This is a genomic window from Paenibacillus glycanilyticus, assembly GCF_030161375.1.
Lineage (GTDB): Bacteria > Bacillota > Bacilli > Paenibacillales > Paenibacillaceae > Pristimantibacillus > Pristimantibacillus glycanilyticus_B.
The window spans coordinates 258294-282350 of the sequence record NZ_BSSQ01000019.1; the positions used below are offsets into that span (position 1 = coordinate 258294).

Below are 24057 nucleotides of genomic sequence, written 5' to 3' on the forward strand. Positions count from 1 at the left end.
GCCAATGCAGTTCAACGTCATGGAGTATTTAGAACATACGGTACGGAGAGTACCGGACAAAATCGCTTACGCGAACGACGAATTCGGCCTTACGTTCCAAGAAGTGTACGGGCAATCCAGAGCGGTTGGCACGTTTCTGAACAGCCTCAATTTGCAAAAGCAACCTATTGTCGTATTCATGAACAGGAGTCCAAAAGCGATCGCGGCTTATTATGGCGTCATCTACAGTGGCAATTTCTACGTACCGCTCGACGATGAGATGCCCCGCAACCGTATCGAGACGATCATTCGGAAGATAAATCCAAGCGCGATCATCTGCGACGAGTCGACGAAGCAAACCGCCGATGCCATCGGTTTTCAAGGGGGCATTCATCTGTTCGACGACTTGATACAAGGTCCTGTCGACGACGGAGCATTAACCCGAATACGCCTTTCCGCCTTGGACACGGATCCTGTGTACGTCGTCTTCACGTCCGGCTCAACGGGCGTTCCGAAGGGCATCATCGCCAACCATAGATCGGTCATCGATTATATCGAAAACTTATCCGACGTATTATCGCTTAGCGGAGATACGGTATTCGGGAACCAAACGCCGCTCTATCTCGATGCTTGCTTTAAGGAACTATTTCCGACCTTGAAATTTGGAGCGACGACCTATATCATCCCGAAAAGCTTGTTCATGTTCCCCCTCAAATTGGTAGAGTTCCTGAACGAGCACCGCATAAACACCGTATGCTGGGTTGTATCGGCATTAACGATGATCTCTTCCTTCAAAGTGCTGGACAAGCTGGTTCCGCAATATCTGCACACCGTCGCTTTCGGCAGCGAAGTATTCCCGGTGAAACAATTCAATCTGTGGAGAAGCGCATTGCCTAAAGCGAATTTCTATAACTTATACGGACCTACCGAAGCGACCGGCATGTCGTGTTATTACAAGGTGGAAAGGGCGCTTGGGGAACAAGAGATTCTACCGGTCGGCAGGCCGTTTCGGAATACCGAAATCCTCTTGCTTGGTCCAGACGATCGTCAAGTCGCTCCCGGGGAAGTCGGAGAAATTTGTATTCGGGGCACATGCCTGACGCTAGGTTATTACGGGGATTTCGAGAAGACAAGCGAAGTGTTCGTGCAAAATCCGCTGAACGGCCTCTATCCCGAACTGATTTACCGGACGGGGGATTTGGGCAAATACAACGAGCATGGCGAGCTGATGTTCGTCTCTCGCAAAGATTACCAAATCAAACATATGGGGTATCGCATCGAGCTGGGAGAAATCGAGGCAAACGTCAATCGGCTGGAAGGCATCCAAAGCGCATGCTGCGTATACGACAAAACCACGGAGAAGATTGTCTTATTCTTCGTAGGCGACACGGACGCCAGATCGATCGTTAAGGGACTGAAGCTCCTGCTGCCGAAGTATATGATTCCCAATCGGATTGAACCGCTTGACTCGATGCCGCTCACAACGAACGGAAAGATCGATCGCGTGTACCTCAATGAAGCTTTCGTCAAGAAAGGAAGTTATGCACATGGATGAGTTATTGAAAATATTGGAGGATATGCATCCTGATATCGATTTTCGCCAATGCGATACGTTAATCAAGGATAAAGTATTGGATTCATTCGACATCGTCACGCTGCTTGCGGAGATCGACGCCGAGTTCGGCGTGACGATTCCCGTAGAGGAAATTACGCCGGATAACTTCAATTCCGCCCAAGCGTTGTATGCGCTAATCTCCAGACTATCCGACGATTTATAGGGGGAGACCATGCTTTTCACCTCATACGGTTTCATTCTCTTTCTCGTTGTCTTGTTTGTCGTTTATTACATCATTCCGAGAAAATTCCAATGGGTATTGCTTCTTGGCGCCAGCTATTTGTTCTATGCGTTATCGGGGCTCCAATTTCTTGCTTATATCGCGGCGACGACAGTTAGCGTTTATTATGCCGGACGCCGAATCGGCGACTTGGCGCAGACCGAATCCGCGCATTTGCGGGAACATAAACAGGAATGGACCAAGCCTCAGATCAACGAATACAAATCCAAGATGAAAGCAAGAAAACGAATCCCGATGCTTCTCGCCTTGTTCGTGGCCTTAGGCATTCTTGCTTGCGTCAAATACAGCGATTTCGCAATCGCAAATATCAATCTTATCGCCCGGGCTTTCGGAAGTGAAGACGGCATTTCCTTCTGGACAATCGCCGTTCCGCTTGGCATTTCGTTCTATACGTTCAAGAGCGCGGCTTACCTGATCGACGTCTATAGGGGCAAATTTCCGCCGGAGCGCAATCTGTTCAAGTTTGCGCTGTTCGTTTCCTTTTTCCCCGAAGTCATACAAGGACCGATTAGCCGATTCGATCAATTAGGCAAGACGTTGTACGGCCCGCACGACTTCGACGGCCGCAACGTAAAGTTCGGCTTGCAAAGAATCGCATGGGGATTATTCAAAAAGCTGGTCATCGCCGATCAACTGATAGTCGCCGTTCGCACGATTTTCGAAGATCCCGATCATTATAATGGTGCGTTTGTGTTGGTAGGCATGTTGTTATATGCGTATCAATTGTTGGCTGACTTTTCCGGGGGTATCGATATTACGATCGGGATTGCCCAGGTGCTCGGCATCAAGGTTCAGGAGAATTTCCTTAGACCGTATTTCGCCAAGTCGATTACGGATTACTGGCGCAGGTGGCATATTTCGATGGGCGCTTGGTTCCGGGATTACGTTTTCTTCCCGATGTCCGTCTCGAAGCCGATGCTTGCCCTGTCGAAGTTCTCCCGCCGGCGGTTCGGCAACGCGATCGGCAAACGAGCGCCCGTGTATCTAGCGACACTAACTACCTGGTTCGCCACAGGCATCTGGCACGGCTCCAGCTGGAACTTCATCGCATGGGGACTGGCCAACGGCGTCATCATTCTTATCTCGCAAGAACTGGAGCCGTTCTACGAATGGTTCCATGAGAAGTTCAAAGTAAAGCATACGTTCGGATTCCGCTTTTTCCAAGTCGTTAGGACGCTGCTCTTGATGAGTGCGATCCGGTTGTTCGACTGTTATATGGACGTGCCGCTGACGTTCAGGATGTTCGGGTCCATGTTCACGGCCTTCAATTATCAAATCTTATTCGACGGTTCGTTGCTTCATCTGGGCATCTCGTTTAGCCACTACGTCTTGATACTGTCGAGTCTAACGGTCGTTGGAATCGTCAGCTTGCTTCAAAGAAGCGGAAGCGTGAGAGAGAAGATAGAAGCGCAGCCTATCGGCGTAAGGTATTCGCTTTACGGCATGCTGATCCTCTCGATCCTCGTCTTCGGCGCTTACGGCGTCGGTTATGACGCGAAGCAATTCATTTATAATCAGTTCTAATTTCTATGGAGGGATGAGGGGATATTGGTACGGAAGAAGCTTATTATCGGAGTGGTCGCGATCGTTCTGCTCTTCGGCTCGTTGTATATGCTGCAACGCCTGCTGATGCCCAAATACGTATCCGGCATCGTCGAGGGTTCGCTCATCGGCGAATATTACAAAGACAGCCGCAAGGATTTCGACGTCATTTTCCTCGGGGATTGTGAAGTGTACGAGAATTTCTCGCCGGTCACGCTGTGGGAGAAATACGGGATTACGAGCTATATCCGCGGCAGCGCGCAGCAGTTGATCTGGCAGTCGTACTATTTGCTGGAGGAGACGCTGAAATACGAGAAACCAAAAGTTGTCGTCTATAACGTTCTCGCAATGCAGTACAATGAACCGCAAAAAGAAGAGTATAACCGAATGACGCTGGATGGGATGGAACTCTCGCCAATCAAGCTGAAGAGCATTCAAGCGTCCATGCTGAGAGGCGAGCATCTCGTCGATTACCTTGCGCCATTATTGCGTTTTCATTCCAGATGGGATCAATTAAACCAAGACGACTTCACGAACTTATTCGACAAGGAGAAGTTGTTCCACAATGGGTATTATATGAGAGCAGACGTGAAGCCGGCGGGGAGAGTTCCGAGAGCGCCGAGGTTGCCCGATTACCGCTTCGGTTCCAACGCCTACAGTTACTTGGATCGGTTGACGGAATTGTGCAAGAAAAACGGAATTGAGCTCGTATTAGTCAAAGCGCCTACGATCTACCCGCATTGGTACGACGAGTGGGATACCCAGATGGAGCAATATGCCGCGGCCCACGATTTAACCTACATCAATCTTCTGAAGAACATGAACGACGCCGGAATCGACCTGCAGACGGATACTTATGACGCGGGATTGCACTTGAACGTATACGGAGCGGAAAAGCTGGCATCGTACTTCGGGGCATTCCTGGCGGATACGTACGGTTTGCAAGATCATCGTACGGACGAGACGTGGAGTGGGATCTGGCAAAAGAAAATCGACTTCTACGATCGGATGAAGCAGGATCAATTGGACGAACTCGCCAAATACGGATACCTGAAACGCTATAAAGTGGAAACGTGATAACAATTGAGTAAAGGAGTGTTTACGTTGAAAAAAGCAAGTATAGGGTTGATCGCTTTGCTATTGGCGTTATCCGGTTGCGGGAACAAACCGGCGGAGGAAGGGGCCCCGTCGCCAAATGCGTTGACGCAGACGGAAGATGGCGCTACTTTGCCGGCTGCTTCCGTGATGCCTGAACAAACAAGCGGTGACAGCTTCGTGTTTGAGGCAAACGGCATCGCGATTCCGATGCATGCCGAAGCGACGCCGATCTTGAAGCAATTGGGAACGCCGCAAAGTTATTTCGAATCGCAAGCCTGCGCTTTTCCGGGACTTAATAAAATTTACCAATACAGCAGCTTCGACGTATATGCCTACGAGAAAGACGGCATCGATTATATTGCATCCGTCATACTGTTCGACGATACGGTGGCCACCAAGGAAGGCGTCACCTTGTTCAACAAGAAAAGCGACGTAATCAAAGCTTACGGCGACAAGTTCACCAACAACTTGAATTTGTACGTCTATGATCAAGGCAAATCCCAATTGCGGTTCGTCATTGAAAACGATCAAGTGACCTCAATCGAGTACTTGGCCAAAATCTGATCAAATCCGTATCCAATAATAAAGTTTTTGTACACCACAAATTGCCTGCAACAAACGGAGGTGTACATGCGTCAAAGCTAATGCAACTTGAACGGGGAACACCCCCGATATCCCGAGGAGGTAGAAAATAATGAAATTGTATAAATCCATAAAAATAATTGCAGTGGTAACAGTAGCAGCTGGAACTTTAGCTTTGACTGCCGTTGGAACTATCCCATCCCCTGTTGTTGCTGCTCAAAGCGCAGCTCCTGTCGATGATGCGCATGCCAAAGCTTACCAAACGCTGATGAGCTTCTATAAGCCAGCCCTTAAAGGCCAGTTCCCTAATTTCCACGGGTTTACGATTGGTTCAACTACCCATCAGTCGGTTATCAAAGCGATTGGAGAAGCAGAATCTCCTGCGAAGGATTCTGACGACTTCGATGTTTATCACGCTGAAATGGGACACCCTGGGTATGCAATTAGCTATAAATTAGGGAAAATCAAGGAAATGCGCTATTTCGGAACAAATGTTGAGCGGGAAACCAACTTGGGGGGAATCACCGTCAAGATGCTTACTCAACACTGGGGTACTCCTGATGAGTCCGTCCTGATTAAATCGGGCAAAACCACGCAAAAGAAAATTACCTATGTTCGCGGTAACTATCAACTTGAATTCATCTTTGATGGCGTAAGCGGAAATGGTTTAAACCATATTAACCTTGTGAACAAAACTATTAAGTAAGCCACATCATATAAACCAATTAGCGGCCTTGTTCCTGAGTTTCATAGGATCAAGGCCGTTTCGTTAAAGGTATTGGAAGAATAATCATCGAAGATAGTATGGACTATTTTTAAAGTATTTTTTATACAAGCCCCAAACTAGCATACAAGGAGGAATAATCAAATTGACCGATAAGAAGAACCATTTGGTGATTTCAGGCGATGAGCTAGACAGAAGTATCATTGAACAATTTAAACAAGGCGTTAGCGGCAACGACCCGGAAGCTGTAGAGCGATTACTGCAACTGCATCCGTTGCTGGCCGTTAAGATCGATGAACCTTGGTTTGCTTTTGATACGCCTGCAATTGTAAGTGCTGCAAATAGGGGAGACCGGAAGATGGTTGACGTATTGCTGGAGTACGGGGCGAATATCAATGCCAAGAGCAGCTGGTGGGCGGGAGGCTTCGGCGTCCTGCACCATGATCATTACGACTTATCCCGTTATCTTATCGAAAGGGGAGCCATTGTGGATCCGCATGCTGCGGCTGCGCTGGGAATGCTGGATATTCTTCAGTTAATGGTAGAAGAGGAACCGGACATCGTCAATCTGCGTGGACCTGATGGACAGGTTCCTTTGCATTATGCCGGTTCTCAGGAGATCATCGATTTCCTGCTGAATCACGGTGCCGATATTGATAAGCGAGATATAGACCACAACGGTACTCCCGCTCAATATGCCGTGAACAACCTGGAGCGGTGCAGGCTTCTCGTGCAACGCGGTGCGCAAACGGATATGTTTATGGCGTGTAAGCTAGGGGATATCGAGCTTGTCCGCCGTATGTTGAAGGAAGATCCGAACTCGTTGCAGGTACAGGTCGGGAAAGGAGATTTCACCGCTCCAGGCGGTCATATTTATGAATACAATATCGGCAGAGCTATGAGACCACTCTATTACGCGGAGCGGCTAGGTCATGAAGAAATGACAGAACTTATGTTGTCCTACAGTTCTGATGAGCAGAGATTGCTGCTTGCCTGTATGCGGGCAGATCGAGAAGCCGTCGATAGTATATTGAAGGAACATCCGGGTATTGTCCAATCTCTTCAGCCGGAAGAGCAGAGTATCATTTCGGATGCGGCATGGAATAATCATACGGAAGCCGTTCAACTCATGCTTGAAGTTGGCTTTCTTGTCGATGCTCGCCGAAGCGAACGTTCTGCGACAGCCCTTCATCATGCCGCGGGACAAGGCAATGATAAGATTGTCCGGCTGCTCATAGAACATGGCGCCTCCCAGGATGTTCTAAATGAATTTGGAGCAACTCCACTGAACAGTTGTATATGGGGATCGCTACATATTCTAAATCCTGAAGGGAATTATGCCGAGGTTGCGGAAAGCCTCGTCCAAGCAGGAGCTAAACCTCCAACTCAAGCAGCAGGTAGCGAGCATGTGAAACAGGTTCTTATTCGTCATGGAGCATCGAAGTAAAGCAACAATTAGATTCGTTTAGGGAGGAAATAACATGGTATACGAGTTGCGAATCTATACGATTTACAAAGGTCGAATGGACGCCATTCAAAACAGATTTAATGAGCATACTTTAAAAATTTTTGCCAGACTTGGAATGAAGGTCGTGAATTTCTGGATCGATGCAACAGGCCAAAACAAACTGTATTATGTGATGGAATTTCAGGATATGGCGCAGCGCCAAAGGTTATGGGAGCAGTTTAAGAAAGACAGCGAATGGATTCAAGTAAAGCGCGATTCGGAAGAAAACGGAGGGCTCATAGTCGAAAAAATCGAAGAATATTTTATGAATCAAGCTGAATTTTTCAAGGACTGAAGCGAGTAGAGCAGCGCCATAACAAGATGGCAGCAATGACTAGGCGACATAAAAAATCCCCCTTAGCCACTAAGGGGGATTAACGAAACAATCCATTACTTGCTGAAGTAATCCTCCAGTCCATTCGCAATGGCTTTGGCTGCTTTTCTCTGGTAGTCGGAGGCGCGGACGATGGATTCATCTTTTGCGTTGGACAAGAAACCGAGTTCTATGAGTGAGGATACGGTATCATTTTCCCTCAAAACGTGAAAATTGCCGTATGAAATCCCATTGCTCTTCAAGCCGATGCCGTCCGCAAGCCTGTTTTCAATCGCGCGGGCCAATGGCTGATCTTTTGAATCCGAATAATAGAAGGTAAGTATGCCGGAAGTGTTTTTCTCCGAAGAGTTATAATGGATGCTGACGAATGCGTCCGCGCCGGCGGATTCGCTTATTTTGACCCTATCGGCAAGCTTTGGCTTCTCTTCATTGCTCGTTCTTGTCATGATGACGCGCGCTCCGCGGCTTAGAAGCTCATCCTCTAAGTAGGAGGAAGTGCTCAAATTAAGATTTTTCTCAAGCGTTTCATATGTAGTTCCTATCATTCCGGGATCGTCTCCGCCGTGACCGGGGTCGATGACGATTACTCTCCCCTTAAGGCTCTTCGATTGCCCCGATGAAACCACCGCCGTATGTGTTTCGCCTGTCTCGATATAACGATCCGATACCCAGCCGAGTTGCTTATCTTGAGTTTGGACCCGTGCCCATCCATCCAGGTTGTCTATTACCGTAACAATTTCACCCTTTGATAGAAATCCCAGAATCTTATGATCTAATCCGGCACCTGCCCTTAACCTAAGCATATCGGTTAACACAGTCGCCCTGTTGGCTGTACTGGCCGATACGTTGTCATGTTGAACAGTCGCCGATGCCGTAACGACATTACCATCGACTTTCTTCATATATTGTCCTGCCGCCCAACCGGAGACGCGGTCCGACTTGATGCGCAGCCAACCATACTCTTCAGCAGAAACGGTGACAATGTCGCCTTTCTTTAAACCGCCTACGAGCAACGATTCGAGCGATGGTTCACTGCGGACATTCAATGAGTCGGCATATACCTTGGCCGTATAACTACCGCTTGCTTCCGCAGGGTTTGGTATAGAACCAAAAATACTAATCCCACAGAGCAAAATTGTCAGGTATACAATTTTGTTCATATAAGTCTCCTTCATATTCATAGGATGTGTTTGGTTCACTATTATAGCTGAAATTGCTAGATTTGTGCAGACCTATATAAAGTAGGCTAATTGGCTATTTAGGCCCATTCCATAGCATTCAATAAGTCCGATAGAATAGGTTTAAATGGAGGAACAAAGGAGAAGATTACGTTTTGGAAAAAAGAAGCATGCGCAGCAGCAAACATGCCAAAGGCAGACAGGTCACCTTAAAACAAACCATTCTCATCATCTATTTGGCGATAATGATCATGCTCATTGGCATTGGCGGAGTTTTGTACAACAAATATTCGAATAAAGTGGATTCTAACCTTCCGCTAGCTACCGGGGATGCGGAGCAATCGGAGTCCCTTAATAATGGGAATGGCGGAAACGAACCATTGTCAGATGACCCCATGGCCACCGGAAACGTTGACAGCGATGAGGAACAAGTACCTACACAGGATTACGATGATGTGACAGAAGAACCTGCTCCTTCCGCATCTAACACACCGGTCAGTGAAAGCGATAAACAGACGGAGAATCCTAAGCCTGCACAGACAGAAAAACCTTTGCAATCAACGGAAGCCCTTACTAAAACGAAGAAGCTTTCAACCACCTATGTGGTCCAAAAAGGCGACACGCTACGCTTGATATCCCAGAAGTTCTATCAATCTAAGGATTATTACTCGCTCATTGCAGAGCATAACCATATCTTGCTTATTAATGATATGAAAGTTGGAGATACGCTTAAGATTCCTGCCTTGTCATCAACAACCAGCTCAATAGATATCGGCCAGCAAGGAACCAAAGACTATTCGAAAATACATTTGCCCGCTACCTATCTGGTCCGAGCAGGCGATACGCTGTCAGAAGTTTCGAGAATGTTCTACAAATCGGCGGGATATGTGGATGCTATCGCGAAAGAAAACAAGCTTGATAAAAATGCAGGATTGAAAGCAGGTACCAACCTCGTCATTCCTTCCCTGAAAAACGACAGGCCTGATGAAGAAAATGGGGCAGTAGGATCATCCATTCATACCGTAAAGAGCGGCGAGACGCTCTACAGCATCTCCAAAATCTATTATGGCTCCGACAACTATGTGATGGTTATCGCGAAATACAATCACATTGTAAATATTAACGATGTGAAAGCCGGGACGGTGCTGAAAATTCCAAAGGCTTAGGTCGCATTGAATACAACAGAGCAGCAGCAGTCTAGGACTTTATTTTCAAGTCCATGACTGCTGCTGCTCTGTTTCTATAGGTGGTCGAATTCACTTGAGCAGAGAAACTTGGCTTTGCTTCGCGTAATGTTTGGGCAGGACGCCGACCTTCTTTTTGAACATGCGAAGGAAGCCGGAATAATCGTTAAATCCCGCATCCATGCTGGCCTCTGTAACGCTGCGCCCTTCTCTTAGCAGGGTTTTGGCCAATGCGATGCGCTTGTAGATAATATACTCGTGAATCGTGCTTCCGGTATGCTTTTTGAACAGCCTGCTTAGATGGTATTTGCTAATGTAAAACAGGCTTTCGAGACGTTCCAGCGACAAATCCTCGGCCAGATGCTGATCGAGATAGGTCAGAATAGGAGCTAGCTTCGGCGGCAAATCCATGCCACTGTTCTTGTCCTGATTCTCTTGATTCCGATTGTAGCTGCGTTGAATCGCAACTAGAATTTCGAGCAGGCAACCTAGCTTTAGGACTGGGGATTCTGGACGAGGATGCTTTGTAAAGTCGTTATACTTGGCAAACAGCTCAGCGAGCTGCGATTTCTCCTGTTCGTTCAGCGCGATTTTGTTATGCTCGCCGATCGGGCGGTTATAGAAGCATTGAAGCAACTGCAGTTGCTCCGTCTGAAATAAGGCGATAAGCGCCGGGTTGAATTCAATGGTTACGCGCTCATAAAGCGAATCTGACAGGAGAGCAGGCTTATGGATTTCATGCTCGTTCGTAATGATCAGATCGCCGATCTGAAGAGGATAAACGGCTTTATCGACAAAATAGTTTACATCGCCCCGGATCAGAAAGAAGATTTCGCAGCCTTGATGCAGATGGAAATGGATACTGAACGGCGGTGTCCGGACCGCGTGCAGAAAATGAACATGCTCGTCGAACTGGGCGATATACTCATTGATCAAACGGAATCTCCCCTTGTTATTTTGAGCAATATTATCCACTTTCATGGCAATTTCGTCAAGGAAGTTGTAATTGATATGCGATAGGATGGGAGTAGGGTTGGTTCCAATCCATTCGATAAATACAGCGAATTCATTAAACCGCAATCAGGAGGTTCACCTTATGAGCGATCGTATCATTACATTCGGACTTGTCGGAATCGGCAGCATCGGAGCGCATCATGTGAATTATTTACGCAAGATGGATCATGTAAAACTCGTCGCTGTCTGCGACACGAACAAAGAGATCGCGGATTCCACGGCGAAAGACTGCGGGGCTTCAGCGTATTACGATGCCGTCGATATGCTGGACCACGCAAAAATCGATGTTGTAATCGTCGCCGTTCCGCATTATGATCATCCCTTCATTGCGATAGAAGCGTTCAAACGGGGCATTCATGTGATGTGTGAAAAGCCGATCGCAGTGCATGTCAATGCCGCGAAGGAAATGATTCAAGCATACGAAGCTGCCAAATTACATCATCCAGACCTGCAATTTGCCATTATGTTTCAAGAGCGGACACTCCCTTATTACGCCAAACTCAAAGAAATCATGGAAAGCGGTTTGCTCGGCAAGCTTACACGCGCGACATGGATACATACGAAGTGGTTTCGATCCCAAGCGTATTACGATAGCGGAGGCTGGCGCGCGACTTGGGCAGGTGAAGGCGGCGGTATCTTGACGAACCAATGTCCGCATACGCTTGATATGTACCAATGGCTGTTTGGACTGCCGGAATTGATTTCAGGCCATGCGCATATTGGCAAATATCATGATATTGAGGTCGAGGATGAAGTCACGGCGTATTTCGAGCATCCCGGGGGCATGGTAGGGCATCTCATCGTAACGACAGCGGAGCTGCCGGGCACGAACAGAATGGAAATCGTCGGCGATTTGGGAAAATTGATACTGGAAAACGGCAAATTGCTGCATTACCGATATCCGCAATCGATGCACGAATTTACAAGAGATACGGATCAGCGTTTTGCCGAATGGGACATTACCCCGGAAGAAATATTCGTCCATGCCGATGCGCCGAATGGCCATCATATCGTGACGGAACGCTTGATACAGCGTTTGCTCGGCCAGCAGGTCGACTTGATTGCAGAAGGTCCAGAAGGGCTTGGTTCACTGACATTGGCGAACGGCATCATGTTGTCTTCGTTTCAGAAGCGTCCCATTACGGTGCCAATCGACGGGGATGCATTCCAAGCGGAGCTAGAAGAACGCATCCGCACCTCGAGCTATGTGAAGAAAGCTGTCCGTTCGCGAGCTTCGAGCGAAGACATGTCCGCATCCTTTGGAACGACTAAATAATTGGAATGGGGGGAGAGGAATCATGGCACAAGTTAAATTGACCTGCTTCGCCGATGAAATCTCGCATGATCTTGAAGAACAGTTGGACGTTCTACAGCAAGAGGGGCTTTCCTATATAGAGCTGCGCGGTGTATGGGGCAAAAATGTCCTTGATTTGACCGGCGAGGAGCTCAGGCAAATTCGTGCAATCACCGAAGCACGCGGCTTCGGCATCTCATCCATTGCGTCTCCTATAGGTAAATATTCGCTCCAGGACGAGTTTGCGCCGCAAATCGAAAGCCTGCACAAAGCGATTGTAGCTGCGCATACGCTTGGCACCACATATATTCGACTCTTCTCTTATTATCTGCCGGAGAACAGTAGCTTGGATGATTGCCGGGATGAAGTGCTGAACCGGATGAAGCAATTGGCCACGATTGCCGAACAGAATCGAGTCATTCTAATTCTGGAGAATGACGATCACTTGTATGGCGCCACAGACGATCGCTGTCTCGATATCCTGCAGCACTGCGCTTCGGATTCGCTACGGCTCGCATTTGACCCAGGAAATTTCGTCATCAACCATGTCAAGCCGATGAGCGATGCCTATCCCAAATTGGAAACATACACGGCGTATATCCATGTCAAGGACGCGACAAGCGACCCAAGGCAGTTTGTTCCGGCGGGAGTGGGAGAGGGACAAATAGAAGAGTTGCTGCGTGCGCTCCGGGAACGCGGGTACGACGGATTCCTGTCCGTGGAGCCGCATCTCTCCAGTTACCTGCCGCATGCCAGCAATCCGAAACGTGTCGTGACTGCTGTTCGTGCACTGAAGCGGCTACTGGAGCATGCTGAGATGGCATGGGAATAGAGGTCTAAGGACTCTTTCGGACGAGAAGAATATAGTAACATATGTAAGCCGCATAAATTGCGGCTTTTTATGATTAGTAGGTAGGAGGAGTGCTATAATTCTCATTGAGAATTGTAGTGCTTCTCTTTTTTAGATAGCTTAAGAGCGATCTGTGTCTGTTGAAGTAAATACATCTTTTGCTGGTCGAAGTTGCAAAATTCCCATCAAAGCAGCGTATATCGTGGTTTTGATATTTAACAGGAAAATTTTTGTACGTATTCGTGAACGAATATAGAAGACTTGTCAGGTGCAAAGATATTATAATAAAGTTTCAAGATATTAAGCGAGGGCGTGACGAACGTGGCAAAAAAGAAAGTACCGAAGAGACCTACCAGAGACGAATTCGTTCTGGAGGAGATAGGAAATCAGCTGGTGGAGGCTTTTCAGGAGGAATCCGTGATTCTGTTGACCGTTTGGGGAAGAGAAGAGAGCGTACGGGGACAAATCGTAGCGATGGATTCCAGAACAGGCAAGGTCCATGTGAATACGGCAGACGGGTTGGATAAGGTTCCTTTCATGGATATTATGAACATGAATTATCCAAGGGATTGAGTTAGGTCTGCCAGGCATCTATAGATCCTATGAATTAGCAAAATAATATAAAAAATAAAAAGCAAAAGGCGATATTGATTGCCTATTGCTTTTTTTGTGCCTTAATTATTGCTCCAATATTTTTCAATAATAGCTTCTCTACCTGAATAAATACGGGATTCTTTATAATGTTCAGGGTTCTTCTTATGATAACCTTGATGATATTCTTCAGCCGGATAGAATACCGATGCTTCCTCAATTGCCGTTACAACCGGGTTATCGAAGCGTCCGCTATTGGCTAGATCTTCACGCGACTTGAGTGCCAATGTTTTTTGTTCTTCATTATGATACAAGATAGCAGCACGGTATTGGCTTTTACGGTCATTTCCTTGGCCAATCGCATCTGTCGGATCGATCTGGGGCCAGTAAAGTTCTAATAACTTCTCATAAGGGAAAATGTCCGGATCAAAGGTAATTTGAACGACTTCCAGATGACCTGATTCACCTGTCAGTACTTGCTCATAGGTCGGATTCTCAATATGTCCTCCCATATATCCGGATAAGATCCCGTGAATACCAGGTTGTTCCTCGAAGGGGCTTACCATACACCAGAAGCAACCCCCTGCAAAAGTTGCTTTTTGCAGCATATTTCATTCCTCTTTTCTAGTTAGATGTAGCTTCAAACGATGCTATTTAATTTCTAATAATAAGTGATCATATTCTAAAACACAATTATATTTTGTTATATTCAATGATATCTAGATATAATTAGTTTTAATTCATCCACTAGCTCTTTACCGTCGTCATATTTTAAAAGCTACACCTGTTAGTTCCTCACTCAATCTCCATAACTTCTCTGCAAGGAGAGGGTCAATTGCCCAGGGGCGTATGCCATATGGTTCATTGCTGTCGGCAGGCACTGAATATGCAATATTGCAGTCTTCGCAATAGACACCTCCCATTCCTTCTAAATCACTGCTTACTGCACACCATATGGATGTTGCAGCTCCTTGCTGGATCGTTTTGAACTCATCTGCAACACTCATCTTTCTTGCTCTTTTGCTTATATTAATGAGTTCGGTTACATGTAACGCTCTCATGATCGCAGGAATAATCCTGGCAATTCCGCGTTTTAATTTGGATGGATCATTCTCAAATTTACGGATTCCTAAATTAGTAGTTGGAATTAAGCCCGGATGGACGGCAAAAGCGCGCACTCCTTGCTCTTGACCAATCAGATCCAACCACACAGCAAACAATACATTCGCTGACTTTGATTGCGCATACGCCCGCATGCCGTTATATTCCGTATGCTCGAAATGAGGATCATCGAATAATACTCCGCCTAAACGCTGTGCTCTAGACGATATGGATATAACACGAGCTCCGTTTGACAGCTTCAGGGCAGGAAAGAGTCTCGCGGTTAATTGAAAATGGCCTAAATGATTGGTGGAAAATTGAGACTCATATCCGCGCGAATCTCTTCTTAATGGGGGATTCATAATTCCACCGTTGTTTATAAGAATATGCAATGGAATGTTTTTTTCCAAAAACCAGCTTGAGAAAGCATCAATTGATGAAGGTACCATTAAATCCATAGGATATCTTTCAATGGAGGGCAACCCTTTCAACAGTTGTTCCGTTTTTTGCATACTCCGAACTGGCAAGAAAACATTAGCTCCCGCATTGGCTAAAGCTTTGGTCGTTTCAAGTCCAACACCGGAATAACCGCCGGTTACGATGACGTTTTTCCCGCTCAAATCCATATTCTTAAGGATTTCTTTGGCTGTTGTTTTAGCGCCGTAATGAGATTGAATAGGGGATTGTACAGTCAACACCTTCATTGTGATCATCTCCGTCTTCTATAGTTAAATACTTGTATCAAAATTGTCTGACACGAATTATAGACATTGGAGTGCACTCCAAGGCAAGAACAATATTTTCATATGAATTAGCTGAAGAACACATAAGTTTGCATAATTGACTAAAGTACTGTAAGAAGATAGTATTCAGACAAATGAATACGGAAAGAATGGTGGGTCCATGAAATATACAATTAAAGAGGTTTCACAGAAATTAGGTATGCAGACAGATACAATCCGTTATTATGACAAAGCCGGGTTATTGCCCAATATAGAACGTGATAATAATGGGTATCGGATATTCAATGGTACAGATATATACAACTTGCAAATGATTCAATGTTTTAGAAGCATTGGTATGAGTATTGAGGAAATGAAAAAAATTATGATTATGCCGCTCGATGATACGAGGTTTTCAATCGAGCATCGTGAAGAGATCGTAAAAAAACAACGTGATAAGCTCATGCAGCAAAAAGAGCAAATTGATCAAGCGCTTCTACTAGTGGAATTTAAACTGTCACGGTATGCCGAAATCAAACAAAGTCAAGCTAATCAAACGTAAGCTAACAAAGAACAGCGTTTCCGATTAAACCGGTAACGCTGTTTTTATTTCGGCTGCTATGCCGGTATGATCGATCGATAGACATGAATTTAAACCCCTGCCCGTACACTATAGTAATGAGATTGTACGATAACAACTTACCGCGGAGGTGTAAACGATGAAAATTAAGTCCGGCGGATTCGAAGCCGTATATCACGGCCGTGTACTGGCCTATGGAATGAATCCGATCGAAATTATATTGTCGGAAGAGAGCGATCCGCTAACATTCATATTTTGCATTGAACACGAATCGGAACGAGACGACTTCATGACGAATATTGAGCTGGTCCGATACAACGAAGTTCGCATCGCTTGCGTTAATTTTCCGAGAGGGAAGCCAATCGGTAATCAAGATATGATTCAGCTCGGCGTGTTGAACAACCGCAAACTATCGTTACGTTATGAAGTGACAATCAATTACGATGCGACATCCTGGACGTTGGCCTTTACTTTCTTTGCGGGAGAGGGGGTCGTGCCGATATGAACAAAATCGAAATTCAGGATCCGAAGGTAGCCAGCAAGATCATCGCCGCGAACGCGGAAAACGACAAACGCAAAGCGGAACTTGGCTTTCTAGGGAAATTCTTTGGTTCAGGCGAGAACGTACGCCTGTATATCGTCGGTACGATTACGCTCGGCGTGCTTCTCATCGCTCTGGTCTATACTCTGATCCCCGACCAATATCGTTCGCCTGACTTTGGTTTAAAGGAAATGTGGACGCTTGTGGTGCTACCTGTTGAATCGACAATTATCGGTTACTTGATAGGATCGAGGTCAAAAGAAGATGGAGGCTAGTCGAGTTGCAAAATCAGCGACGTCCAATCGCATAACTCCCTGAATGAATAAGATAGTATAGCGAAATGACTTTCATATACTGTCTTGTTAATGAAAGGGAGTGTGAGTACGATCCGTAAATATACGACTGGACCTCTGAATAATTTAACGGAGAAAGATAAGATTGTATCCAAAGATATTGTTGTAAACTCGTTAAATCAGAATCAACATAAGAAGGCTAGAGTGACAATCAAAGTGTATGCATTAAACGGTAAGAAGAAATTAATACACCATGTTTCGTTTATTGTGAAACCGCACGCATCCACCTATAATAGCTTTTTTGTGGGAAATGCTAAGCAGTATGAAGTTCAATTTATTACCAATCAATCAAAAGTTCAATTTGCATCGTTTGGGATTAGTCCGAAAGATCATTTTGTTGCCGCACATCGAGTAATCAACAGTGAATTAACTAGAATTATATGAGGATGGATATACAAGAAAAGCTTGATAACACCAAATGCACAAAACGGAAGTCGCATATGCTGCGACTTTTTTATTTGGTTTTATTAAGAAAAAAGACTTGAAGGTGACGTTGCGTAACCCGATATAATGAGATTCATCGAAAGGAAGGGATACGATGAATCCAAAGATCCGAATCGTAAACGAGGAAATTTTGTCCGATAACTGGTATGTGCTTAAGAAAATTACTTACATGAGTGAAGCAAGGGATGGTTCCTGGAATAGTCAGTCTAGGGAATCATATGATCGAGGGAACGGTTCAACAATCTTGCTCTATAATCGGGAGCAGCAGACGATTATTTTGACTCGGCAGTTCCGGATCCCGACTTACGTAAACGGAAATGAGACGGGGTTACTAATCGAAGCTTGCGCAGGTTTGTTGGACAAGGAAAGCGCGGAAGACAGCATCCGCCGGGAGACCGAAGAAGAGACCGGTTACCGAATAACCAACGTACAAAAAATCGGAGAAGCCTACATGTCGCCAGGATCCGTAACGGAAATTTTGCATTTTTTTGTCGCGGAATATTCTTCAAACATGAAAGTTGGAGAGGGCGGAGGAGTCAAGGAAGAGCAAGAAAACATTGAAGTGCTGGAATATCCCTTTCAGCAGGCGATCGATATGATACAGACAGGAGAGATCAAAGACGGAAAAACGATTATGCTGCTGCAATACGCTCAAATCAATCGGCTGCTTGATCCCGTTTTAAGACAACAGCATATCCTCATTGCGGGACCTTATCGTTCGGGAACGGGAGACAATCCGGATTTGATTCAGAGGAACATCGAATTAATGAACGATACCGCGCTTCAGGTATATGAGGCAGGCCATTTGCCTGTACTTGGCGAATGGTATGCTCTTCCATTAATCGAGAAAGCAGGTTCACAGCAGATCGGAGACGATATTTTTAATCGAATTTTCCATCCATCCTCCGTTCGACTTTTGAAACATTGCGATGCGGTTCTTCGAATCGGAGGGCCCTCCCAAGGTGCCGATGAAATGGTGAACGTGGCACGAGGAATGGGAAAGATCGTCTATAGTGATATAAGAGACATTCCTCGAATCGTATAGGAGAGGGTATAGTATAGATAAAAGAGGAGTTCATCCTAAGGGGAGGTACTCCTCTTTTGATGTCGATTGTATAATTAACTTAACACTTGTTGCTATGGGGGCTTGTAGATGCCAGCGCCTGAAGACAAAGAATATTGGACGACTGGACAGATCGTGAAACGGACGGGATTAACCCTCCGAACCTTGCGGTATTATGACCAGATCGGGTTGCTGAAGCCATCTTACGTTAACCATGCTTCTGTCCGAATGTACAGTAAAGACGACTTAGTTCGGCTGCAAAAAATACATTCGCTCAAATATATCGGTCTGAGTCTTGCCGAAATAAAGCCTATCATTCATGAAGGCTCATTTCTTGCGCAGGATTTAAGAAGCTCACTCATCCTTCAAAAAGAAGTGATCCGAGCCAAAATCGATCACATGCAATATGTATCCAAAGCAATCGATGAAGCACTAGATGTACTGGAGAACCATCAAGCGGAAACGTCATGGGATAGCTTGTTCGAAATCATTCAGACGATTCATACCGAGAAAGATTGGGGAGAGCAGTACCGCAACGCGCTCCGGCTGCAGGCCAGAATCCAGTTGTACGATACCTTCAGCGCCAATAAAATCGGTTGGCACCGATGGTTCTTCGATCAGCTCGGCTCGGCACCGGATCTGAAAATATTGGAACTTGGTTGTGGAGATGCCTCCTTGTGGAGTCGAAATAGGGACAGGATACCACCTTCCTGGAGCATCATGCTTACCGATTCATCTCCCGGCATGTTAGAGGCCGCTCGCGCCAATGTAAAAGAGATCAGCGGCAGCTTTGCCTTTCTTCTCGCCGACGCGCAATCCATTCCGTTCCACGATGGCGAGTTTGATGTGGTTATTGCGAATCACATGCTTTATCATGTACTCGATATCGGGCAAGCTCTGACCGAATGCCGTAGGATCCTTAAGAACGATGGCCTCCTGTATACCTCAACCATGAGCAGAGAACATCTTCAGGAAATAGAGCAGCTAGCGAGAGCATTCGACCCGGAACTTAGAGTGCTGGATGATGTTATGGAGAGGTTTCATTTGGATAACGGAAAGGAGATTTTGTCGTCCCACTTCTCAGACGTTGAGTTATTGCGGTACGAAGATTACATGGAGGTAGATGAGGCGGAGCCACTCATTCATTACATGACTTCAACACCTATGAACGCAAGAAACTATTTGAAGGGCGATAAATTAAAAGCCTTTAGAGCCTATTTGAACAGGGAAATCTTGAAAAGAGACGGAAAAATCTATATTACGATGGAATCCGGTTTTTTCCGGTCCAGAAAGATATTTTCCAAATAACTATTTAATTAAGAAGTCTAATTACGAGGTGGTAAGGTGTCTACAAAAGGTTTGAATCACTTTTTATTTTCAGTTTCTAATTTAGAGAATTCTATTGCGTTTTATCAAAATGTTTTTGATGCAAAATTGTTAGTTAAGGGTAGAAGTACTGCTTATTTTGATTTGAATGGAATGTGGATTGCCCTGAATGTAGAAAAAGATATTTCCCGTAATGAAATAAGCCAATCCTATACACATATAGCATTTTCAATAGAAGAAGATGACTTTGAAGAAATGTACGAGAAACTAATGGAATTTAACGTAAACATCTTGTCAAGTCGTCCAAGAGATGAAAAAGATAGAAAGTCTATTTATTTTACTGACCCAGATGGTCATAAGTTTGAGTTTCATACAGGTACTCTACAAGATAGAATAGATTACTACAAACAAGAAAAAGCGCATATGGAGTTTTTCGATTAAGGACTTCCTTATCCGCATTCCCGGCGCTTCTTACGCGCAATCAAATTCGATTGCGTAAAAGGACATTTAAGGGAAATTTAAAAATAACCCTACTTTTTATTTCATTTTTCTACCCTATTCTCTATGGAATGGGGGAGGGAACGGTGAATGAAGAAGTGGGGTTTTTGGCGTGGTTACCTGTTGACGAAAAAGATAAAAAAATGGATCCGACAGGATACTTCGGCAGCATTGATGTTTCTTGGACCAAGCGTTTGTGGATTTGCTTTATTTTACCTGATTCCGTTTGCCATGTCCGTGTTCGATTCTTTTATGGACAATTCGGTAGACAATGTTTTCGGTTAATTATATCTTTGCTGTTTGTTGTACTAGTCTTGTGGTTGCTATTGTCCCCATGCTAGACTATTCACAGAGATTAGAGTCGAGGAGTTAAATTAAATGATTCATGCAGAAGTGATTAGCCTACGGTACAAATCATGATGAAGAGTAAGCGGTATAAAATGTACGCTGCGGCAACTATCGCTATGTTGGTTATCTTGCTGGCTGTCTACAGTCTAGGAACAAAGGTGTCATCAAGTCCATTCCTGGATGGTCTGACAGTATCGATTGAAGACACTCCAAACAAAGGCGATACCACTGTCCACAAATACAACTTGGTTATAAAAGATGTAGCTGGAAATCTTGTAGATGTCGACCGTGTTCGAATCAATCTTTCCATGTCCATGTCGGGTATGAATCATAAGCTGAAGGAGCAAATGGAGAGAAGTGGAATAGGAGAATACCATACCCAAGTTTATCTTCCAATGAATGGCGATTGGAAGGCGATTGTTTCTCTGAAGAAAGATGATCACGAGAGAAAGATTAGCCTGCAGCTCTAATCGGTCAAACAGAGAATAAACAATTGTGATACAGCCGGTACGTCGAGGTTTATACGCCAGAATATGGCGATGGCACTTCAATACGGGTAACGAGGAAACGGACAAATGCTCGATCTGTAACATGTCAATTAAGGACGATGCGTTCGCAACCCAAATCGTTACGGTAGATGGGCAGTCTTTGAAGTGCCAGAATATGGCGATGGCACTTCAATACGGGTAACGAGGAAACGGACAAATGCTCGATCTGTAACATGTCAATTAAGGACGATGCGTTCGCAACCCAAATCGTTACGGTAGATGGGCAGTCTTTGAAGTTTGACGATATCGGCTGTACGAATGGGAAGGAAAGAATCGTTAAATGCTAAAATGAATGTAGATAAAATTATAATATAATAGATGAGATGATGATGATTTTGACGATTATACCGATCTATAGACATATGTATAAAATACGGGTTTTGTGAAGAAGTTATGCAGTACAAAACCCTGAATCGCCGTTATCATCAGTTTTCTACATTGTGTTAGTGTTTTCTACATTGTGTTAGTTGTTTGTCTTATTGTTTGAGTTTCGTTTCCGTTTCTAATGTATCGTTTCTTTTTGTATTTCTGTTTCTACACTTTTATTATCCTGTAACTGTAACTGCTGCAACTTAAATGATAAATTTCGTTATTAGTAAATTTCATGCGTTACCAGTTTGATTGATTATTACTTAATCTATACTCAAATTATTCGTAATTACGTATCGTATCGCTAAACCGCAAATTATCCAATATTCATTCACTTAAATCCACGTTCTATCACAATTGTCATGCCTAATAATGCAAGCGCTTACAACAAAACATTATCAACCCCCTCATTATTGTTATTGTAAGAAATAAGAAATAGACTGATTCACGTTTACTGAATCAGTCCGATTAGATTATTTCATTTAAGTTCGCCTTCTGCGCCAACCGAAGATTTTCACATGCACAATGGCTCTGGTTGACCAATGCGCGATAATATGTAGGATAATGAATAGAATTAGCAATGGTTTAAATAATATCCATCCTGCTGCCCAGATCACAAAGATTTGCCAACGTTTCATTTTGCGAAACAGTTTATTTGGCCACAAACAAATTCGATAAAGCAGATATTGATGGCGTAGTGACTCTAAATATTCGTCCTGGTATTGTTTTTCTTCCGGGTTCAAACGTACTGCGCTGCGCATATAAGTTTCTTGCAATTTATAATCACCGCGCCTGGCGGCTGCCCAAGCCAGATACATCAGAATAACAGGCTCTTCGGTACCATAACGAAGTGCTTCGCGTTCCAATTCTCGGGATACCTCATCTTGCCCAAGCAGCGCTTCAATATAGCTCAACATAGACAGGTATTGCGCATTCTCGGACTCCAACTCGAGTGCGATCTCGATTCGTGCCTTAGCCTCCTTGAATTTACCCTTCTTGTTGAGCTGATTGGCTTCCAAGTAATAATAATGCGCTTCATAGGGGTCAATTCGCTGTGCTTCCTTGAGTGCCTCATCAAATGCCGCCGCATTTTCGGTCTCATAAAATACGGATACGCGTACATACCATCCTAATTGATGCTCAGGATCCCGGCGTAACGCTTCCTCGACCCAATGCTGTGCTTTATCGTAATCTCCCATTAGAAGACAGATCTGCGCATAAAGCGCATAAGAATCGGGGTTTTGAGGATCCTCCCGCAACAGCTTCTCCGTCTCGGCTAATGCTTCCTTATACCGTTTCCAGCTCATCAACTGGTATACGGCGCTATAGTCTGAAAGAGATTCTGGCCTTATCGTGTCTTCCACGTAGAAATCCTCCTGCCGTTTCCGTTATTTGATGCCATGCTTCTTCGCATAATCAAGTACGATCTGATAGTCGCCATTTACATCGCTAAAAGTAGCATAGTTCCTAGCTGTTGCAAACCACTCAATAGTAGTTGCTTTTCGTTCTTTTACAGACTTGCGCATATCATCTTGCGTGATTGGTTGGATTTCGCCAGTCTCAAAAGTTCTTTCCATAGCCGAATTAACCGCATCATTTACGACCTGCTCGAGATCTGCCCCGGAGAAAAGCTTCGTATCAGCGGAAAGTTTGTCCAGATTCAATGAACCTGTTGGCTTACCCGCAAGTTTCAACTGCAAGATCGTGGCACGTTCTGCTTCCTCAGGCGGTGGTACAAACACAAGATGATTAAATCTTCCCGGACGTCTCAATGCGGAATCCAAATACCATGGCGTGTTGGTCGCCCCAATTACAAATACCTGGTCATTACCGGATTGCAGTCCGTCAAGCTCCGTCAAAAGCTGGTTAACAAGCATTCGTTCGTGATGTTGCCTCATTTGATGACGGCTCCCGCCCATAGCATCCAGCTCATCGATGAATATAACGCAAGGTTTATTTTCTCTCGCTTTTTGGAAGACATCATGCAAATTATGTTCGCTTTGCCCGACATACATCGATAGGATAGCCTGTAGCTCGATATGGATGAAATTAGCGTCAATCTCGCCGGCAACCGCGCGCGCCAGAAACGTTTTTCCGCAACCCGGAGGTCCAAACAATAACAAGCTGCCGCCGGCTTCCTTGCCATAAGCTTTGAAAATTTCCGGTTGCTTGAGAGGAAGGATAAAATTCATCCGAATCTTCTTCTTGACGTCTTCCAAACCGCCGACATCTTCAAACGTTTCTTTAGGTTTGTCCGATTCAATCAAGGATTGGTCATCTTTGTTGAACTGAATCAGCTTCAGCTTGTTTTTACGTTTTTCCGATAATTCATCGTAATCTGACATTTTGATTCCTCCTTAGCCTGTAACATGGCTATTGAAAATTTTATCATATTCCTTTCAGTTTTTGTTTTACATTCTCATGAAGCGGA

26 protein-coding genes and 1 pseudogene are annotated in these 24057 nt (G+C 45.0%); 21 read left to right on the forward strand and 6 right to left on the reverse strand.

The annotated features are described in order from the left end of the window. The first annotated feature begins 4 nt into the window (after positions 1-4). The 8 genes from QQK89_RS25145 to QQK89_RS25180 all read left to right on the forward strand — a co-directional run bounded on the left by QQK89_RS25145 (position 5) and on the right by QQK89_RS25180 (position 7583). On the forward strand, positions 5-1534 hold the full coding sequence (locus QQK89_RS25145; RefSeq protein WP_284241465.1) for an amino acid adenylation domain-containing protein: 1530 nt from the start codon (positions 5-7) through the stop codon (positions 1532-1534). Beyond that, on the forward strand, positions 1527-1757 hold the full coding sequence (locus QQK89_RS25150) for a phosphopantetheine-binding protein (protein ID WP_284241466.1): 231 nt from the start codon (positions 1527-1529) through the stop codon (positions 1755-1757). The genes QQK89_RS25145 and QQK89_RS25150 overlap by 8 nt, the downstream gene beginning before the upstream one ends. Positions 1758-1766: 9 nt before the next feature. Further along, positions 1767-3359: an MBOAT family O-acyltransferase gene (locus QQK89_RS25155; RefSeq protein ID WP_284241467.1), complete on the forward strand. Its 1593-nt coding sequence runs from the start codon at positions 1767-1769 to the stop codon at positions 3357-3359. A gap of 24 nt (positions 3360-3383) precedes the next feature. After that, positions 3384-4454: an SGNH/GDSL hydrolase family protein gene (locus tag QQK89_RS25160; protein ID WP_284241468.1), complete on the forward strand. Its 1071-nt coding sequence runs from the start codon at positions 3384-3386 to the stop codon at positions 4452-4454. A 27-nt stretch (positions 4455-4481) separates the two neighbouring features. Further along, positions 4482-5039, forward strand: a complete 558-nt coding sequence (locus tag QQK89_RS25165) for a hypothetical protein (protein ID WP_284241469.1) — start codon at positions 4482-4484, stop codon at positions 5037-5039. Between the two features lie 130 nt (positions 5040-5169). Continuing rightward, entirely contained in the window at positions 5170-5763 is a 594-nt protein-coding gene (locus QQK89_RS25170) for a YjgB family protein (protein WP_284241470.1), read from the forward strand. 163 nt (positions 5764-5926) lie between these two features. After that, a complete protein-coding gene (locus QQK89_RS25175) occupies positions 5927-7228 on the forward strand; it encodes an ankyrin repeat domain-containing protein (protein WP_284241471.1) in 1302 nt (433 codons plus the stop codon). A 34-nt stretch (positions 7229-7262) separates the two neighbouring features. Beyond that, positions 7263-7583, forward strand: coding sequence for an NIPSNAP family protein (locus QQK89_RS25180; RefSeq protein ID WP_284241472.1), 321 nt, complete (start codon positions 7263-7265; stop codon positions 7581-7583). Positions 7584-7678: 95 nt separating this feature from the next. Here QQK89_RS25180 and QQK89_RS25185 read toward each other — a convergent pair whose 3' ends face one another. Beyond that, a complete protein-coding gene (locus QQK89_RS25185; RefSeq protein WP_284241473.1) occupies positions 7679-8782 on the reverse strand; it encodes an N-acetylmuramoyl-L-alanine amidase in 1104 nt (367 codons plus the stop codon). Between the two features lie 188 nt (positions 8783-8970). On the opposite strand from QQK89_RS25185, the gene QQK89_RS25190 reads away from it, so the two are divergent. Continuing rightward, positions 8971-9966, forward strand: a complete 996-nt coding sequence (locus tag QQK89_RS25190; protein WP_284241474.1) for a LysM peptidoglycan-binding domain-containing protein — start codon at positions 8971-8973, stop codon at positions 9964-9966. Between the two features lie 90 nt (positions 9967-10056). On the opposite strand, the gene QQK89_RS25195 is transcribed toward QQK89_RS25190, so the two are convergent. After that, the gene (locus QQK89_RS25195) at positions 10057-11064 is read right to left on the reverse strand and encodes an AraC family transcriptional regulator (RefSeq protein ID WP_284241475.1); all 1008 of its coding nucleotides are present in this window, start codon (positions 11062-11064) and stop codon (positions 10057-10059) included. Positions 11065-11080: 16 nt separating this feature from the next. Between QQK89_RS25195 and QQK89_RS25200 the strand changes: the two genes are divergently transcribed. The 3 genes from QQK89_RS25200 to QQK89_RS25210 all read left to right on the forward strand — a co-directional run bounded on the left by QQK89_RS25200 (position 11081) and on the right by QQK89_RS25210 (position 13715). After that, the gene (locus QQK89_RS25200) at positions 11081-12274 is read left to right on the forward strand and encodes a Gfo/Idh/MocA family protein (protein WP_284241476.1); all 1194 of its coding nucleotides are present in this window, start codon (positions 11081-11083) and stop codon (positions 12272-12274) included. 22 nt (positions 12275-12296) lie between these two features. Beyond that, positions 12297-13124: a sugar phosphate isomerase/epimerase family protein gene (locus QQK89_RS25205; RefSeq protein WP_284241477.1), complete on the forward strand. Its 828-nt coding sequence runs from the start codon at positions 12297-12299 to the stop codon at positions 13122-13124. 339 nt (positions 13125-13463) lie between these two features. Beyond that, complete coding sequence (locus tag QQK89_RS25210; RefSeq protein ID WP_284241478.1) at positions 13464-13715, forward strand: YolD-like family protein; 252 nt, start codon at positions 13464-13466, stop codon at positions 13713-13715. Between the two features lie 101 nt (positions 13716-13816). Here the strand turns inward: QQK89_RS25210 and msrA are convergent, their stop codons facing one another. Further along, the gene (msrA, locus tag QQK89_RS25215; protein WP_284241479.1) at positions 13817-14341 is read right to left on the reverse strand and encodes a peptide-methionine (S)-S-oxide reductase MsrA; all 525 of its coding nucleotides are present in this window, start codon (positions 14339-14341) and stop codon (positions 13817-13819) included. A gap of 156 nt (positions 14342-14497) precedes the next feature. Further along, complete coding sequence (locus tag QQK89_RS25220) at positions 14498-15538, reverse strand: SDR family NAD(P)-dependent oxidoreductase (protein ID WP_284241480.1); 1041 nt, start codon at positions 15536-15538, stop codon at positions 14498-14500. Between the two features lie 199 nt (positions 15539-15737). Between QQK89_RS25220 and QQK89_RS25225 the strand changes: the two genes are divergently transcribed. From QQK89_RS25225 to QQK89_RS29760, 9 genes and pseudogenes are all read left to right on the forward strand, one after another. Next, positions 15738-16118: a MerR family transcriptional regulator gene (locus QQK89_RS25225; RefSeq protein WP_284241481.1), complete on the forward strand. Its 381-nt coding sequence runs from the start codon at positions 15738-15740 to the stop codon at positions 16116-16118. 157 nt (positions 16119-16275) lie between these two features. After that, the gene (locus QQK89_RS25230; protein ID WP_284241482.1) at positions 16276-16641 is read left to right on the forward strand and encodes a DUF6864 domain-containing function; all 366 of its coding nucleotides are present in this window, start codon (positions 16276-16278) and stop codon (positions 16639-16641) included. Then, positions 16638-16952, forward strand: coding sequence for a hypothetical protein (locus QQK89_RS25235; protein WP_284241483.1), 315 nt, complete (start codon positions 16638-16640; stop codon positions 16950-16952). The genes QQK89_RS25230 and QQK89_RS25235 overlap by 4 nt, the downstream gene beginning before the upstream one ends. 616 nt (positions 16953-17568) lie before the next feature. Beyond that, positions 17569-18519, forward strand: coding sequence for a GDP-mannose pyrophosphatase NudK (nudK, locus tag QQK89_RS25240; protein WP_284241484.1), 951 nt, complete (start codon positions 17569-17571; stop codon positions 18517-18519). A gap of 108 nt (positions 18520-18627) precedes the next feature. Then, the gene (locus QQK89_RS25245; protein ID WP_284241485.1) at positions 18628-19845 is read left to right on the forward strand and encodes a MerR family transcriptional regulator; all 1218 of its coding nucleotides are present in this window, start codon (positions 18628-18630) and stop codon (positions 19843-19845) included. A 36-nt stretch (positions 19846-19881) separates the two neighbouring features. Then, the gene (fosM, locus tag QQK89_RS25250; protein ID WP_284241486.1) at positions 19882-20304 is read left to right on the forward strand and encodes a FosM family fosfomycin resistance protein; all 423 of its coding nucleotides are present in this window, start codon (positions 19882-19884) and stop codon (positions 20302-20304) included. A gap of 147 nt (positions 20305-20451) precedes the next feature. Further along, positions 20452-20646: a hypothetical protein gene (locus tag QQK89_RS25255; RefSeq protein ID WP_284241488.1), complete on the forward strand. Its 195-nt coding sequence runs from the start codon at positions 20452-20454 to the stop codon at positions 20644-20646. A 155-nt stretch (positions 20647-20801) separates the two neighbouring features. After that, positions 20802-21179 carry a FixH family protein gene (locus QQK89_RS25260; RefSeq protein WP_284241489.1) on the forward strand — a complete coding sequence of 126 codons (378 nt, stop codon included), beginning with the start codon at positions 20802-20804 and terminating at the stop codon, positions 21177-21179. Positions 21180-21397: 218 nt separating this feature from the next. Next, a pseudogene (locus tag QQK89_RS29760) lies at positions 21398-21517 on the forward strand (nitrous oxide reductase accessory protein NosL); the annotation flags it as partial. Positions 21518-22108: 591 nt separating this feature from the next. On the opposite strand, the gene QQK89_RS25265 reads toward QQK89_RS29760, so the two are convergent. After that, positions 22109-22990 (reverse strand): tetratricopeptide repeat protein, encoded by an 882-nt coding sequence (locus tag QQK89_RS25265; RefSeq protein ID WP_284241490.1) that lies wholly within the window; start codon positions 22988-22990, stop codon positions 22109-22111. 24 nt (positions 22991-23014) lie between these two features. Next, the gene (locus QQK89_RS25270) at positions 23015-23971 is read right to left on the reverse strand and encodes an ATP-binding protein (RefSeq protein WP_284241491.1); all 957 of its coding nucleotides are present in this window, start codon (positions 23969-23971) and stop codon (positions 23015-23017) included. Between the last annotated feature and the right edge of the window lie 86 nt (positions 23972-24057).

Bases quoted from the DNA above. Each gene is read 5' to 3' on its own strand.
- QQK89_RS25205 (WP_284241477.1), top strand. From the start codon at position 12,297: ATGGCACAAGTTAAATTGACCTGCTTCGCCGATGAAATCTCGCATGAT.
- QQK89_RS25190 (WP_284241474.1), top strand. From the start codon at position 8,971: ATGCGCAGCAGCAAACATGCCAAAGGCAGACAGGTCACCTTAAAACAA.
- QQK89_RS25185 (WP_284241473.1), bottom strand. From the start codon at position 8,782: ATGAACAAAATTGTATACCTGACAATTTTGCTCTGTGGGATTAGTATT.
- QQK89_RS25170 (WP_284241470.1), top strand. From the start codon at position 5,170: ATGAAATTGTATAAATCCATAAAAATAATTGCAGTGGTAACAGTAGCA.
- QQK89_RS25255 (WP_284241488.1), top strand. From the start codon at position 20,452: ATGAAGAAGTGGGGTTTTTGGCGTGGTTACCTGTTGACGAAAAAGATA.
- QQK89_RS25155 (WP_284241467.1), top strand. From the start codon at position 1,767: ATGCTTTTCACCTCATACGGTTTCATTCTCTTTCTCGTTGTCTTGTTT.
- QQK89_RS25230 (WP_284241482.1), top strand. From the start codon at position 16,276: ATGAAAATTAAGTCCGGCGGATTCGAAGCCGTATATCACGGCCGTGTA.
- QQK89_RS25245 (WP_284241485.1), top strand. From the start codon at position 18,628: ATGCCAGCGCCTGAAGACAAAGAATATTGGACGACTGGACAGATCGTG.
- QQK89_RS25220 (WP_284241480.1), bottom strand. From the start codon at position 15,538: ATGAAGGTGTTGACTGTACAATCCCCTATTCAATCTCATTACGGCGCT.
- QQK89_RS25225 (WP_284241481.1), top strand. From the start codon at position 15,738: ATGAAATATACAATTAAAGAGGTTTCACAGAAATTAGGTATGCAGACA.
- QQK89_RS25180 (WP_284241472.1), top strand. From the start codon at position 7,263: ATGGTATACGAGTTGCGAATCTATACGATTTACAAAGGTCGAATGGAC.
- msrA (WP_284241479.1), bottom strand. From the start codon at position 14,341: ATGCTGCAAAAAGCAACTTTTGCAGGGGGTTGCTTCTGGTGTATGGTA.
- QQK89_RS25260 (WP_284241489.1), top strand. From the start codon at position 20,802: ATGTACGCTGCGGCAACTATCGCTATGTTGGTTATCTTGCTGGCTGTC.
- QQK89_RS25200 (WP_284241476.1), top strand. From the start codon at position 11,081: ATGAGCGATCGTATCATTACATTCGGACTTGTCGGAATCGGCAGCATC.
- nudK (WP_284241484.1), top strand. From the start codon at position 17,569: ATGAATCCAAAGATCCGAATCGTAAACGAGGAAATTTTGTCCGATAAC.
- QQK89_RS25150 (WP_284241466.1), top strand. From the start codon at position 1,527: ATGGATGAGTTATTGAAAATATTGGAGGATATGCATCCTGATATCGAT.
- QQK89_RS25145 (WP_284241465.1), top strand. From the start codon at position 5: ATGCAGTTCAACGTCATGGAGTATTTAGAACATACGGTACGGAGAGTA.
- QQK89_RS25270 (WP_284241491.1), bottom strand. From the start codon at position 23,971: ATGTCAGATTACGATGAATTATCGGAAAAACGTAAAAACAAGCTGAAG.
- QQK89_RS25235 (WP_284241483.1), top strand. From the start codon at position 16,638: ATGAACAAAATCGAAATTCAGGATCCGAAGGTAGCCAGCAAGATCATC.